Origin of the sequence: Thermanaeromonas toyohensis ToBE (assembly GCF_900176005.1) — a bacterium.
Taxonomy (GTDB): Bacteria; Bacillota; DSM-521; order Neomoorellales; family Neomoorellaceae; genus Thermanaeromonas; species Thermanaeromonas toyohensis.
Window position 1 is genome coordinate 936,909 of record NZ_LT838272.1, and the last position, 13,713, is coordinate 950,621.

The window sequence follows — 13,713 nt, forward strand, 5'->3', positions numbered from 1 at the left end:
AGCACCTTCTTTTTTTAGTATTAGAGCACACTCAAAGCTTTTTCGATGCGGTCGAAGGCCTGGTGGATCTGCTCGACAGGTGCCAAAAGTGAGATACGGACAAAGCCTTCGCCGGCTTCGCCGAAGGCGGTGCCGGGGAAGAGCAATACTTGCGCCTTCTCTAAAATAAAGCGGCAAAAATCAAAGGAGGTTAACCCGAATTTGCGGATGTCGGGGAAGATATAGAAGGCACCGCGAGGTACCACATACGGGATGCCCAATTGGTCAAGCCTTTGCATGACGGCTAGGCGCCGCTCGTTATAAATACGAGCCGTCTCTATGACACAATCTTGAGGACCGGTTATAGCGGCTAGGGCTGCTTCCTGGGAGATGGAAGAGGTACAGATGGAAACAGCATATTTAAGCTGGATCATAGCTGCTATTACTTCCCGGGGCCCAGCTACATAACCCACCCGCCATCCTGTCATAGAATAAGCTTTGGAGAAGCCGTTAACTGTGAAGGTACGTTCCTTCATCCCTGGGAAGGATCCTATGCTCCAATGTTTAAAACCGTCATAAGTTAATTTTTCATATATCTCGTCAGAGATAACGATCAAATCATGGCGGATGGCTATCTCAGCCAATTCTTCCAACCTTTCTTTGGGCATTACGGCTCCGGTGGGGTTATTGGGGCTTATGACCAGCAGAGCCCGGGTACGCGGAGTTATAAGCTTTTCTACCTCCCGGGGGATGATCTGGAACTCGTTTTCGGGTCGGGTGATCAGGGGCACCATTTTACCGCCTGCTACTTGTATAGCTGTATCGTAAGGTGTGTACCGGGGCTCGGGAACGATAACTTCATCTCCGGGATTAATAAGGGAAAACATAAGTAAAAATACAGCTTCCTGGCCACCAACGGTGACTAAAACCTCTGAAGGATCTACATCTAAGCCGTTCTCTTTCCGGAGCTTGGCCGCTATGGCCTCCCGTAGTTCGGGTATACCGGCCCAATCCGTGTAGTGGGTTTTGCCTTCATCCATGGCCTTTTTGGCTGCAGCGATTATATGGGGGGGTGTAGAGAGGTCAGGATCCCCTCTTCCCAAGTTGATGAGATTAGGGATGCCCTTGGCCATAGAGATCATCTGGCTACGTTCAGTTACAGGTATATGCTGGAATCTTTCCGCTAGAAAGCGGGTAGCAGGTCCTAAGTTAGTATACAAGGGATTAACAGCCATGGCACAATGACACTCCTTTTATTAATAACAACCCTTTTAAACCCTTTCGGGGAAGTCACACTTTTTAACCTCTACTGGTATTTGCTTTAATTGGCGAAGGAACTCGACCAGAATCCCGATCATACGGCTGTAGATCTTTTCACCCTTCTCACGGCTGGCTAGCAAAGGGTTACCCATGATCCCGCATTCGCTATATTCCCACTGATCGAAGGGAGCGCGCACAGGATAACCGTGGAAATAAAACTGGAAGCCGGAACCTGACTTTTTCTCGCTTCCTTCAGGCAACCATGGGGGGTTATAGGGAAGGCTTAATTTAGCTCTCTCCAAGTGTACTAGCTCAGGGCAGAATAAGAGGGCACCCGAGGTCTCAATCTCACCTCCATGCCAGCCGGGCAACTGATCCTTACCTTCAATCAGATCCTGGCATAATTCAGCAAAAACTTCAGTATCGGCGGCATAATTTATAGCCAGGGCCCCTGTATCGTATCTGATAGCGCGCACCACCTTGTCCAAGGTAGGGGCATTGGAGGTATGCCCAGTTACATAGACGATCTTTTTGAACCCATGGTAGATTAGACTGCGGCCGATGTCATACATTAGGTTAAAAAGGGTTTCATCCCGCAGGGTTATGGTACCGGGTTCGTGGGGGCGCATATGAAAGGGGCTATAGCCTACAGGGATTAAGGGTGCTACCGGGACTTCGGCCTGTTTAGCCGCTTCCAGGCAAACATAATAAGCAGCATAAGAATCGATCCCTGTTGGCAGATGCGGCCCATGTTGTTCAGTGCTGCCGATGGGCACCAAAACGACATCTGTTTTTTCTAACCATTCTTTGACTTCTACCCAGGTTAGATCAAACAAGCGATACCTTCTGTTTTCTAGGTTTTTGTCTTCTGTATTCATGGCTGTGCCTCCTCAACGCTTTAATGTAGCTGTTGCCTGCCTTAATTAAATAAATAGCAAATATTATGCCAAGGCTTTTTATCCTTAGCATATAAGGGTGTGTATCTACTAGATAGTTAAATTTAGGTGGATTTCCTCCAATAAAGGCAGGAATTAAACTATTTTTGCCGAATATTTTGGACAAATTTCCTCCAAATTATGGGGGGTAGAAAAATGGGTAAACCTAGGACTGTGGTATTAGTAGCGAAGGGTGAACGTAATAGGCAAGTTTTGGGTGCTCAGTTAAACGATTTATTACGGGGCAGGGTAGAAGTACGCTCATTATGTGTTGATGTTAATTTTTCTCCTTCTCTTCTAGAAGGGGATCTTATTGTAGTGGCCTCTGAACCCATAAGACGGGACTTGGCTCCTTATTTTACAGGCCGTTCTAATGTTATTGTGGCTCGTCGTACTATAGATTTACGGAACCTCCACTTGCTTTTGAAATTGCCACCTTATACTAAAATTATGCTGGTCAACGACCGTAGAGAAACGGCGGAAGAAGCCATCTCTCTCCTATATAGCATGGGGTTTACCGATTATTGGTTTATCCCAGTTTATCCCGGGCTAGAAAATGTTCCCCAAGTAGATATAGCTGTAACCCCGGGGGAGCCACAGTTGGTCCCTTCAGGCGTTAAACAGGTTGTCGATTTAGGTTGCCGTATAATTGATGTTACTACCCTTATAGAAATTCTCTTGCGCCTTGATTTGCTTGACGAGAAAGCCCACCTTCTATCTGCTCGGTACCTTAATTACATAATAGAGATAAGTAAAAAGCTTGTTCAGAGTTTAAAGGATAACCAGGAGTTAAACTTGCTTCTGACCACTATTCTAGACAAAGTTCATGATGGTGTTATGGCTATTGATGGGAGCGGCAAAACCTTCGTTTATAACCGGGCGGCGGAAAGATTCTTCCGGTACCCTGCCAAGCAGGTTTTAGGTCGTCGGCTCCAGGATATAATTCCCCAGATTTCTCCTGAAAAGCCTTTAAGAGAATTAAAATCCGAAGAAAATGTGGCTGAAGTGTACGCGGGTCGCCGTCTTTTAGTTAACCGCACCCTCCTAAAAGGCGAGGATAATCAACCTCAAGGAGTGATCATTACTTTTAATGAACTAGATACTCTAGAAAAAATAGAACGCCGTTTAAAAGCCTATCCTGGAGCTACTGGCTACGTGGCTAAGTATACTTTTGAAGACCTTCGAGGGGAGGACCCTGTATTTTTAGAATGTCTGGAAAAGGCCAAGCATTTTGCGAGTACCGATCTCCCTGTCCTGATTTTAGGGGCTACGGGGACGGGTAAAGAGCTTTTAGCCCATGCCATTCATAATGCATCACCTCGCCACAGCAAGCCTTTTATAGCTGTAAATTGCGCCGCTCTGCCTAAAGATCTACTAGAGAGCGAGCTTTTCGGTTATGAGGAGGGGGCCTTTACCGGAGCTCGCCGGGGTGGTCGGGCTGGATTGTTTGAGCAGGCTAAGGGCGGTAGTATTTTTTTAGACGAGATAGGGGATTTACCCTTTAACTTGCAGGCCAAACTCCTGCGAGTGTTAGAACAAAAAGAAGTCATGCGTCTGGGTGCTGAACGCGTTATACCTATAGATGTTAGAATAATTGCTGCCACCAGTAAAGATCTTAAAGAAGCGGTAGACCATGGTGAGTTTCGCCTCGACCTCTATTATCGCTTAAACGCCTTTACAGTAAGACTTCCTTCCCTTAAGGAACGACGAGGGGATATCCCCATACTTCTCTCTTATTTTCTCCAAAAACACGGCAGAGAATTTCATAATTTTTTTACCTCCGAAGCCTTACAGGCTTTGATGCACTATCCCTGGCCAGGTAATATACGTGAATTACGGAATACCATCGAGTATTTAGTAACTATCTCCTGCGGACGTCAAGTGAAGGTAGAAGATCTTCCCTTGGAGATTCGGGAATACTATCGAACTTTTACTCCTCCCCAGGAGGGCGATGTTAAGGGTGGGAAAGCTACTAAGTTCGATTTTTTAGCTGAAGTTTGGCAGTTATATCCCCAAATTAAGATTGATATAGCTCTTCTAGAAATATTAGCTGGATCTCCCGAGAAACCGTTAGGGCGTCAAGCCTTAGTAGCCGCGCTAAAAAATCAAGGTTGGGAAATCAGTGAAGATATTGTGCGTACCCGGCTTAAAGAATTAGCGAGCCAAAAACTAGTGATTATTGGGAAGACACGTCAAGGTACCAGGATCACTTGGAAAGGGAAGAGATGGCTGAGCCAGTTTCGGGAATTAGGGTAAAACCCCCATCCTAAAAAAGGATTAGGCACTTTAAATGGCGAATGATTCTATTACAACCTCTAAAAAGAAGGAGGTGGATGGTCTTGGATGATCAACTTTTAACTTTTATTACTGTAGTAGAGAAGAAGAGCTTTTCCCAGGCTGCCCGAGAGCTACATTTGACCCAACCAGCGGTTACCACTCAGATCCAGAATTTAGAGAAATATTATGGAGTCCGGCTTCTCCATCGTGATTATAAATTTGTGGAACTTACTCCAGCAGGACGAGTCCTTTACGAATATGCCAAGCAGATACTCGCCTTATATGAACAAGCCCAGGCTGAAATGCGGAAATTGGGAGGACTTATCCGTGGACGGTTGAATGTTGGGGCTACTTATACTATTGCTGAATTCATCCTACCTCATCTTGTGGGGCTGTTTAAAAAAGAATTTCCAGAGATAAAAATTACACTTTATATGGGAAATAAAGAAGAGGTATGCCGTTACCTTGCGGAAGGCCGTTGCGATGTTGTTTTGGTAGCAGGGGATTGTCAAAATAGACACATAGCTTGCGAGAAATTTCTTACGGATAGTTTAGTACTAGTAGTTCCTTCCCATCACCCTTGGGTCAAGCGAGGCGTAGTTTTTCCTTCCGAACTTTACCAGGAAGGATTTATTTTAAGGGAGCCAGGTTCTAGTTGCCGTGAACTTTGGGAAAGGGCTTTAAAGAAGGTGGGGTTAGATCCTAGTCACCTTAAAGTAGTTATGGAGTTAAACAGCCACGAGGCAATTAAAAGGTGCGTGGAATTAAACTTTGGGGTAGCCGTTCTTTCTGAATGGGTTGTTGTTAAAGAAGTTAACTTAGGGCTTCTCGGTAAGGTCTATGTGGAAGGACTGTCTTTAGTGCGAAACATTAACTTAGTTTACCCCAAGGGGAAGCTATCTCCTTTGACCCAAGAATTTTTGAAATTTTGCCGGCGGAATAAAGAAGAGTTATTAAAAAAACTGGAGCAACCTTGGGGCTCCCCAAGGGTGGTACTTTCTGAAGAAACTTTACCGGCTTTAGCATAGAGTTTTGTGATAGAAGGTATAAGAAATTAGTGCGTCCCTTCAAAGAGCGGGACGCTTACTTATTTAGAGCAAGTAGTTAGATAGGAGAAGAGCAAGAGTTATTTATAAGACTTATACAAGATTATTAAAGAAAGCTATAAGATAATAACGAAAGACTATATGAGAATAATGAATATTCATTGAAACAGCTTTAACAGTTTGCTATATTAGTAGTGTAGTAATGGCTTGACTACAGGGGGGCTTTTATGGAGACCGGAATAGGAGGTTTGGGAGCGTATTTATCCGCTGTATTATCTATAGTAATTATCGATCTTGCTCTTTCAGGGGACAACGCTGCAGTTATCGCTTTAGCCATAAGGGAGCTTCCTTTACATCAAAGAAAAAAGGCAGCTATTCTTGGGGCAGGAGGAGCTATATTACTTCGTGTAATTTTTACAATTATTGCTACCTTTCTTTTGATGATACCTTATTTAAGAGCTATAGGCGGGGTAATATTACTTGCTATTACCTGGAAATTAATTAAACAAGACGAAGAAACAGGGGAAGAAAAAATAAGTGCAAGCACCCGCTTTTGGAGGGCGGTAGGCACTATAATTATAGCTGATCTTTCCATGGCTTTTGATAATGTTTTAGCCGTAGCAGGAGCTGCCCACGGCCATCCTGGATTAGTCATATTTGGATTGGCTCTAAGCATACCAATTTTGGTAGCGGATAGTAATTGGTTAGCTAGTTTGATGAACAGGTATCCTATTATTATTTACATAGCTGCTGCTGTATTAGCGCGGACGGCATTAGAAATGATCGTGCATGATAATGGATTGGCACTAGTTCATTATCTGGGGGCTTTAGTAGGTATACTTATACCGTTCATAGCGGGAGGAATAGTAATATTGTGGGGGATTTTGGAAATAAAAAGGCGTCAAAGGAGAGAAGGGGGTGTTAAGGAATCTACGAGAGGTATAAGATAGGCAATAAAAAATTTAAAAAATAAAAATTGAAGAGGGGGACTTTAAAATGTTTCGCTATCTTATGGGAAGGAGAATTATATGGAGAATAGCGATCATAATTACTATAAGTACAGTAGGAATTTTTCTTCTTTCTGCGTGTAGTAAAACGGGAGGTCCTGGAGCTTCCCAGAGTTCGCAGGAAGCTCCTAAGAGCGCCCAAGAAGAAAAATATCCTACTAGACCCATTGAATTTATTGTACCCTGGGGGCCTGGTGGTGGGGCTGATCAACTTGCTCGTAAATCTGCGACCTTGCTAGAGAAAATTTTAAGAGTACCCCTTCCTGTAGTAAATGTTCCTGGAGCCACCGGGGGTACAGGTATGTCTAAGTTACTGGCGGCACCGGCTGACGGATATAGTATGGCTATTTACATAGGGGATAGCCATGCGGTTCTTGGTACGGGAGCGGCTTCCTGGAAAATGGAGGATATCGTAGCAGTAGCCCGTATGATAAAGGCGCCTTCCTTCCTCTTCGTTAGATATGATGATAATCGGTTTAAGACTTGGGCGGATTTCGAAAAGGAAGCCAAAGCGAAGCCAGGGCAGTTGAAAGTAGCTACCTTAGGGAAAGGAAGTTTAGATCATCTAACCTTAGCTTATTTAGCCAGTAAAGGGATTCAGGTTACCGATGTTCCTTATGCTAATCCGGGTGAGCGCTATACTGCCTTACTGGGCGGGCATGTGGATGCCCTTTACGAGCAAGCAGGAGATGTCCGCCAATATATTACGGGAAACCAGATAAGACCCATAATTATTTTCAATGAAGAACGCTATCCGGCCTTTAAAGATGTACCCTGTTCGAAAGAGCTTGGCTATGATATATATCTACCTCAATTTCGAGCCATAGTAGTTAAAGCAGGAACCGCCAAGGAAAAAGTGAAAAAGCTTAGCGAGGCTTTTAAACAAGTATATAACGATCCCGAATACCAGAAGTTTTTGGAAGAGCAATATGGTACCAAAGATAGCTTTATGGATGCAGATACAGCTACAGCCTTTTTAAAGTCCGAACTGGATACTTATGTTAAACTTATGACACAATTTGGGCTGCGTAAATAAAAGGGGAGAAAAGATAAAATGCAAAAAAGAAGTATAGGTCGAATAATCTTCGATGGGCTCTTGTTCTTAATGAGCCTTTACTTTTACCTCTTATCCGGAAAATTTACTTATGTCGCTACCCCAGGCCAATTGGGGCCAGATTTTTGGCCTAAATTAATTTTAATACTTTTGATGCTGTTGGCAGTTTATGACATTATAATAGGAATTTACTTTAAAGGAGGAGAGGGAATAGAAAGTAGCAGCGAAGAAAAAGCTGCTAACAAGTATCCTTTGTTGTTAGCAATAGGAAGTATTTTGACCATAGGCTACGTATACCTGGTCTCTTTTTTGGGATTCCCCCTCACTACTTTCTTATATTTGATAGCTTTTATGTATATTGGGCGCTATAGAAAGATGAGGGTTATTGTGGCAAGTAGTTTTGTTACTGTTATCGTGTTGGTATTAATTTTTGTCAAATTTGTATATGTATCCCTTCCATTGGGAGAAGGAGTCTTTGCTGATCTGACTATTCTGCTTTATAGATTGCTAGGTATCTACTGAGCTTTTTAAATAAGCAGTAGAGAGGGGGATAAATAACAAAATGGAGATATTGGTTCACTTATTTGAAGGGTTTATTCATGCTCTACACCCTATAAATCTTTTTCTTTTGATAATAGGGCTTATAGCGGGACTCATCGCTGGGATATTACCAGGACTAACTTTAGTTATGGGAGTAATTTTGCTTTTACCTTTTACTTATCCTATGGAAGCGACTCAAGCTATAATCCTTTTAACCGCAGTTTATGTAGCAGGTACCTATGGAGGGGCTTTCACTTCTATACTCTTTCGTATACCAGGAGAACCTATTCATGTCCCCTTACTTTGGGATGGATACCCCATGACACGACGGGGAGAAGCTGCCAAAGCCTTGGGGTGGACCCTTTTTGCTGCCGGTGGCGGCGGATTAGTTGCTGCTATAATTATGACTTTTGTTTCGGAACCCTTTGCTAAAGTAGCTCTCAGTTTCTCCACTCCAGAATATTTTGCTATAGTTTTTCTAGGTTTGACCAGCGTTGTAGCTTTAGGGAGAGGTTCTATGAGCCAAGCCATTATGTCTTTGCTTTTAGGACTACTTATAGCAACGGTAGGGGTGGATGACATTTATGGAGCAGAACGGTTTACTTTTGGGTCGTCTCTCCTCCGTAATGGGATAGACTACCTCACAGTAATGGTAGGTACCTATGCGGTGGCGGAGATTTTTACCCGCCTAGAAGAGGGGTTTTCTACTGCTGTTGTTCAACGTTTAGAACGGATAAAAACTGCCCTTCCTACCCTATCGGAAATCCGTGGAATTATGGGGGTACTTTTACGGAGCATAGGGTTAGGTACACTTATAGGTGCTGTACCTGGGGCAGGGGCTACGGTGGCTTCCTTTGTATCTTATGGGGTAGAAAAGCAATATGGCCGCAGACGTGACAAGATGGGGCAGGGAGTACCCGAGGGCATTGTAGCTTCTCAGGCGGCTGCTACAGCTTCAGTCGGGGGAGCCCTTATACCTTTGTTAACTTTGGGTATTCCAGGGAGCGGGGCTACGGCTGTAATTCTAGGTGCTTTTTTGCTCCATGGGATCCAGCCAGGCCCCGAAGTGTTCCGGGCTTCCCTTGATTTAGTTTACACTATTTTTGCCTCCCTCTATTTAGGGATTATCTTGATGTGTATAATGGGATGGCTAGGAGTAAAGCCCCTTGTTAAAACATTAGACGCTCCTGAAGCTGTTAGCTCAGCTATAATCATGGTCTTATGCTTTATCGGCGCCTTTACTATCCGCAATAATATTACAGATGTGTGGATGATGGTGCTTTTTGGTATATTGGGCTACTTTATGGAGCGCTTCGGTTTTCCTATCGCGCCCCTCGTATTAGGGAGTATTTTGGGCCCTCTGGCTGAACGTGCTTTTATGACAACTATGTTAAGTTATCATAATGATTTTTTGATTTTCTTTAAGCGCCCAGTGAGCGGTGTATTTATGGTATTGGCTATCATTTCTTTGTTTATGCCCTTGCTGATCTCCTTATGGCAAAGACAAAAGGCGAATAAAAATTTAATTAAGGCAGGGGGATAGTTATCTTTTTATGTTACCCAAGATTCTTATTTTCTGCCTAGACGGCTGTGCTCCAGCCTACCTACAGCAAGGGGTTACCCCCAACCTCGAAGCTGTAGGTAGGCAGGGTTTCTACCGCTTAGTACAAGCGGCGGCTCCTACAGTAACTAATGTTAACCATGCCACTATCCTGACAGGGAGCTTCCCTGATAAGCATGGTGTGACCGGTAACTTTTGGTACGATCCCCAAAGCGAAGCCCGGGGCTTTGTTGAAGATCCTGGGTTCGTACAGGAAGAGACTATAATAGATCTATATGCTCGTTGTGGGGGTAGAGCCGCTATATTGACAGTCAAAGGTAAGGTTGTGGATATTTTTGGACGAGGTATATCCCTTAAATTAAGTGTAGAGAAACCCGACCCAAGTTTTTTTAACTGGCTGGGCCTTAAAAGTCCGCCTCCCGTAGCCTCGATAGAGGCTAGTATCTGGCTTTTAGAGGCCTGTTACCGATTACTTAAGCAGGATAAAGGGATTGACCTAATTTATTGCACTACCAATGATTATCCTTTCCACCACTTTGGACCCGAAACAGCAGAAGGACAAAGGTTTATAAAAGAGGTTGACCGGTGGATAGGCCTTATTCTGGATTTAGATCCCGACCGGGAAGTCTACATCACTGCTGATCACGGCATGAATTCTAAAAGGCATCTAGTAAATATGCAGAAAAAATTAGAAGCGGCAGGTTTGGATGTAGTATGTGTAGGAGTTATCAAGGATCGGTATAAAGAAAACCACCCTTATGAGGAAGGGGGGGCTCTTTACCTTTACTTGCGACAAAGTAGCCAAGAAGAGACTCTTATCCAGTATCTAAAGGCTTCTCCCTTTATCGATTCCTTCTATAAACGTCAAGAGGCTGCCCTTCAATTTCACCTTCCACCAGACCGGATAGGGGACTGGGTGCTTTTTGCTCCGCCTGACGTGGCTTTTGCAGAGGTGGAGGAAGAAGAGCTAATTATTCCTGTACGTACCCATGGTTCCCTATATGAACGAGAAGTCCCCTTGTTTGCTTTAAACGCCCGGCGCCCTGCAGAAGAATATATTTATACGCGGGATATTGTATGTTATTTAAAACAAGACCTAACCGACAAGTGATAATCACCTTGAATAGCTCTATAAAAAAGCTTAAATTTACTGTGCTCACTTAATAGCCTTAAAATAACCTTAGAGCTAAAAGTTAAAGAGCAGTATAACCTTACAGAAAGGAGATGCAGGAATTCCCATGGCAGCTTCAGCCTGTTCTTTAAGCCACAGTATTGCACCTTGCCAAGAAGCCTGCCCGGTAGGAATCGATGTGCCGAGGTATATAAGGTACATCAGGCAAGGTAAATTTAGCGAAGCCTTAGCCGTCATCCGCGAAAGAATACCCTTTCCGGCCATCTGTGGGTACGCTTGTGTGCACCCATGTGAAGCTAAATGCGCCCGCAATCAACTAGACCAGCCGGTGGCTATCCGGCTACTAAAAAGAGCGGCCGAGGAGGAGGGAGGAAAGGCGGAAAGGAAAGCCGGTGGGTCTACCTCCACGGGAAAGAAGGTAGCTGTTATTGGCTCTGGACCGTGCGGGCTTACAGCAGCTTATTACCTGGCCAGGAAAGGCCACCAGGTAACAGTCTATGAAGCCCAACCTGAGCCCGGCGGTATGATGCGTTATGGTATCCCTCCCTACCGCTTGCCTCGGGAGGTACTGGATAGGGAAATTGCAGGTATAAAAGAAGCTGGTGTGGAGATAAAAACAGGGCAAAGAATAGAATCCCTGGCTGGGCTAAAGAACCAAGGATATGACGCTATTTTGCTAGCCTGCGGCAGCTGGCAGGGAGCCAGGCTTGGTATTGAAGGCGAGGATTTGCCTGGAGTACGGGAAGGTTTGAGTTTCTTACGGGAAGTAAATAGCGGCGAGAGGCCTCAAGTGGGAAGAAAGGTAGGCGTTATCGGCGGGGGGAATACGGCTATAGATGCTGCCCGCACGGCGGTACGCCTAGGGGCCAAAGAAGTTACCATATTATACCGCCGGACAAGGGAAGAGATGCCGGCTAGCTTTGAAGAGATCGAGGGAGCCCTAGAAGAAGGGGTCAAAATCGAATTCCTGGTGGCTCCCGTTAGGATCAAGCAGCAGGACGGCGCTTTGGAGATAACCTGTACCAAGATGAAATTAGAAGGTAAAGACAAGGATGGCCGGCCCCGGCCCGTACCCATACCGGGAAGCGAATTTAACCTCACCTTTGACAATATAATTATAGCCATTGGGCAAGTACCGGACATACCACCAGGATGGGGATTAGAGGTAAAAGAGGGGAGGCTCTTAGTTAAAGAAGGAGGACAAATCCTAAACCAAGAAGGCCTATTTGCCGCAGGGGACATAGTCACCGGCCCGGCCTCCATCATCGAGGCCATAGCCCAAGGCAGGGAAGCAGCCCAAGCCATCGACCGTTTCCTCGGTGGTGATGGGAGAATAGAAGAAAAACTTCTTCCCCAAGAAGAAGAGGAGGGAGCAGAACCTGAGCTAAAGAGAGGAGTGGAGCGAGTATACGTACACAACCTACCTTTACGCCAGAGGATGACCTCCTTTGCCACTGTAGAACTAGGATATGACAAAAGCGCAGCCATAAAAGAAGCCAAGCGATGCTTATCCTGTGATATTAGAGCTTACCGGGTAGAAGTTGATGGCCAGGCCTGCAAGGAATGCGGCTATTGTAGTGAGATCTGTAGCCTGGGAGTATTTGCTCCCGCCGACTACTTCAACGACCGGGGCTACAAGCCCATGGTAGCTGCCCGGAGCGAGAAATGCATAGGCTGTCTGGACTGCTTCTTCATATGCCCCGACTTTGCCATCAATATTCAAAAACTAGCACAGGGGGACGGTATAAAATGAGGCGCACTTTGGATACAGGTAATGCGGCTATTACCGAGGGGGCTATTATAGCAGGTTGCCGGGTCTTTGCCGGTTACCCTATCACCCCAGCTACGGAGATAGCAGAAAACATGTCCCGGAGGCTTCCCCAAGTAGGAGGATATTATCTCCAAGCCGAAGACGAACTAGCCGCCCTGCACATATGCATAGGGGCCTCTTTAGGTGGCCTTAAGGCCATGACCGCCACCTCCGGTCCTGGCTACATTCTTTACGCTGACCCTTACGGCTGGGCCATAGGCAGCGAAATACCAGTAGTCATAGTCAACGCCCAGCGGGTAGGCCCGGTGAGCGGCATTACCGGTGCACCGGGGCAGGGCGAATTTTACCTAAGCCGCTACCCCACCCAGGGGGGCAACTTTGAAACCATAGTCCTAGCCCCCAACAGCGTACAAGAAGCCTTCACCTTAACCGTAGAAGCCTTCTACCTAGCTGAGCGCTTCCGCACTCCCGTAACCCTTTTAGCCGACCAGCTAGTCACCGATGGCTGGGAGACCCTTATCCTGCCCGAAACAGAAGAAGAAATACAGGCCATGGGCCTTAAAGTGATACCCCGCAGGATAAAAGAGGGGCCCGAATTTTACCCCGCCACTGACGAAATAGACATACCCCCAGTAGTTTTAGGACACAACACAGGGGCCGCCTGCTCCGACTGGACACCCACCGCCGAAGGATATGACACCGAAGAAGTAGAATGGCAGCATAAACATGCCTACCGTCTCATCTACAAAATAAGGAACCACAAAGACCTCATCACCCGCTATGAAGCCTACTTCCTAGAAGACGACCCTGAAGTCATCCTAGTATCCTATGGAAGCCCCTCTCGAGTGGTAAAGAGTGCGGTCAAGGCAGCCCGGGAAAAGGGCCTAAAGGTAGGGGGATTGCGCTTAATCTCCTTATGGCCTTTCCCGGATGAAATATTCACCAAGACCGCCAAATACCTCTCCGTAGAACTGAACTATGACGGCCAGCTAGTGCGCGAAGTACAGCGGGCCATGCCTAAGGGGAGCGAAGTCCACTTCATGGGTAAATGCGGCGAGCTACCCACAGTAGCCGAACTAATGGAACTCATAGAAGCGCTACTAAAAGGGCAACCCCTTAAAGCCAAACCTTGGGAAATGGAGGCGTGGTAA

12 protein-coding genes are annotated in these 13,713 nt (G+C 45.7%); 9 read left to right on the forward strand and 3 right to left on the reverse strand.

Annotated features, from left to right (window positions below):
• Positions 1-20 precede the first annotated feature (20 nt).
• From B9A14_RS04565 to B9A14_RS17345, 3 genes are read right to left on the reverse strand one after another with little or no spacing between them, the layout of a single operon-like run.
• Positions 21-1,214: a pyridoxal phosphate-dependent aminotransferase gene (locus B9A14_RS04565; protein WP_084664396.1), complete on the reverse strand. Its 1,194-nt coding sequence runs from the start codon at positions 1,212-1,214 to the stop codon at positions 21-23.
• A gap of 36 nt (positions 1,215-1,250) precedes the next feature.
• Positions 1,251-2,117, reverse strand: a complete 867-nt coding sequence (locus tag B9A14_RS04570) for a creatininase family protein (RefSeq protein WP_084664398.1) — start codon at positions 2,115-2,117, stop codon at positions 1,251-1,253.
• Complete coding sequence (locus B9A14_RS17345; protein ID WP_172839033.1) at positions 2,068-2,301, reverse strand: hypothetical protein; 234 nt, start codon at positions 2,299-2,301, stop codon at positions 2,068-2,070. Before B9A14_RS17345 ends, B9A14_RS04570 begins: the two co-directional genes overlap by 50 nt.
• Before the next feature lie 29 nt (positions 2,302-2,330).
• Here B9A14_RS17345 and B9A14_RS04575 point away from each other — a divergent pair, with 29 nt between their 5' ends.
• The 9 genes from B9A14_RS04575 to B9A14_RS04615 all read left to right on the forward strand — a co-directional run bounded on the left by B9A14_RS04575 (position 2,331) and on the right by B9A14_RS04615 (position 13,713).
• Complete coding sequence (locus B9A14_RS04575) at positions 2,331-4,430, forward strand: sigma 54-interacting transcriptional regulator (protein ID WP_172839034.1); 2,100 nt, start codon at positions 2,331-2,333, stop codon at positions 4,428-4,430.
• An 83-nt stretch (positions 4,431-4,513) separates the two neighbouring features.
• On the forward strand, positions 4,514-5,479 hold the full coding sequence (locus B9A14_RS04580) for a LysR family transcriptional regulator (RefSeq protein ID WP_172839035.1): 966 nt from the start codon (positions 4,514-4,516) through the stop codon (positions 5,477-5,479).
• Positions 5,480-5,724: 245 nt separating this feature from the next.
• Positions 5,725-6,447 (forward strand): TerC family protein, encoded by a 723-nt coding sequence (locus B9A14_RS04585; protein WP_084664404.1) that lies wholly within the window; start codon positions 5,725-5,727, stop codon positions 6,445-6,447.
• Positions 6,448-6,493: 46 nt separating this feature from the next.
• Positions 6,494-7,540 carry a tripartite tricarboxylate transporter substrate binding protein gene (locus B9A14_RS04590; RefSeq protein ID WP_197686563.1) on the forward strand — a complete coding sequence of 349 codons (1,047 nt, stop codon included), beginning with the start codon at positions 6,494-6,496 and terminating at the stop codon, positions 7,538-7,540.
• An 18-nt stretch (positions 7,541-7,558) separates the two neighbouring features.
• Positions 7,559-8,080 carry a tripartite tricarboxylate transporter TctB family protein gene (locus B9A14_RS04595; protein WP_084664405.1) on the forward strand — a complete coding sequence of 174 codons (522 nt, stop codon included), beginning with the start codon at positions 7,559-7,561 and terminating at the stop codon, positions 8,078-8,080.
• Between the two features lie 40 nt (positions 8,081-8,120).
• A complete protein-coding gene (locus tag B9A14_RS04600) occupies positions 8,121-9,641 on the forward strand; it encodes a tripartite tricarboxylate transporter permease (protein ID WP_084664406.1) in 1,521 nt (506 codons plus the stop codon).
• 10 nt (positions 9,642-9,651) lie between these two features.
• A complete protein-coding gene (locus tag B9A14_RS04605) occupies positions 9,652-10,770 on the forward strand; it encodes an alkaline phosphatase family protein (RefSeq protein ID WP_084664407.1) in 1,119 nt (372 codons plus the stop codon).
• A gap of 127 nt (positions 10,771-10,897) precedes the next feature.
• The gene (locus B9A14_RS04610; RefSeq protein ID WP_084664408.1) at positions 10,898-12,544 is read left to right on the forward strand and encodes an FAD-dependent oxidoreductase; all 1,647 of its coding nucleotides are present in this window, start codon (positions 10,898-10,900) and stop codon (positions 12,542-12,544) included.
• Positions 12,541-13,713 (forward strand): 2-oxoglutarate ferredoxin oxidoreductase subunit alpha, encoded by a 1,173-nt coding sequence (locus tag B9A14_RS04615; RefSeq protein WP_084664409.1) that lies wholly within the window; start codon positions 12,541-12,543, stop codon positions 13,711-13,713. The genes B9A14_RS04610 and B9A14_RS04615 overlap by 4 nt, the downstream gene beginning before the upstream one ends.

Excerpts from the sequence above, each read along its gene's own strand:
- B9A14_RS04615 (WP_084664409.1), top strand. The coding sequence starts at position 12,541 with ATGAGGCGCACTTTGGATACAGGTAATGCGGCTATTACCGAGGGGGCT.
- B9A14_RS04590 (WP_197686563.1), top strand. The coding sequence starts at position 6,494 with ATGTTTCGCTATCTTATGGGAAGGAGAATTATATGGAGAATAGCGATC.
- B9A14_RS04585 (WP_084664404.1), top strand. The coding sequence starts at position 5,725 with ATGGAGACCGGAATAGGAGGTTTGGGAGCGTATTTATCCGCTGTATTA.
- B9A14_RS04605 (WP_084664407.1), top strand. The coding sequence starts at position 9,652 with ATGTTACCCAAGATTCTTATTTTCTGCCTAGACGGCTGTGCTCCAGCC.
- B9A14_RS04570 (WP_084664398.1), bottom strand. The coding sequence starts at position 2,117 with ATGAATACAGAAGACAAAAACCTAGAAAACAGAAGGTATCGCTTGTTT.
- B9A14_RS04565 (WP_084664396.1), bottom strand. The coding sequence starts at position 1,214 with ATGGCTGTTAATCCCTTGTATACTAACTTAGGACCTGCTACCCGCTTT.
- B9A14_RS04600 (WP_084664406.1), top strand. The coding sequence starts at position 8,121 with ATGGAGATATTGGTTCACTTATTTGAAGGGTTTATTCATGCTCTACAC.
- B9A14_RS04610 (WP_084664408.1), top strand. The coding sequence starts at position 10,898 with ATGGCAGCTTCAGCCTGTTCTTTAAGCCACAGTATTGCACCTTGCCAA.
- B9A14_RS04595 (WP_084664405.1), top strand. The coding sequence starts at position 7,559 with ATGCAAAAAAGAAGTATAGGTCGAATAATCTTCGATGGGCTCTTGTTC.
- B9A14_RS04575 (WP_172839034.1), top strand. The coding sequence starts at position 2,331 with ATGGGTAAACCTAGGACTGTGGTATTAGTAGCGAAGGGTGAACGTAAT.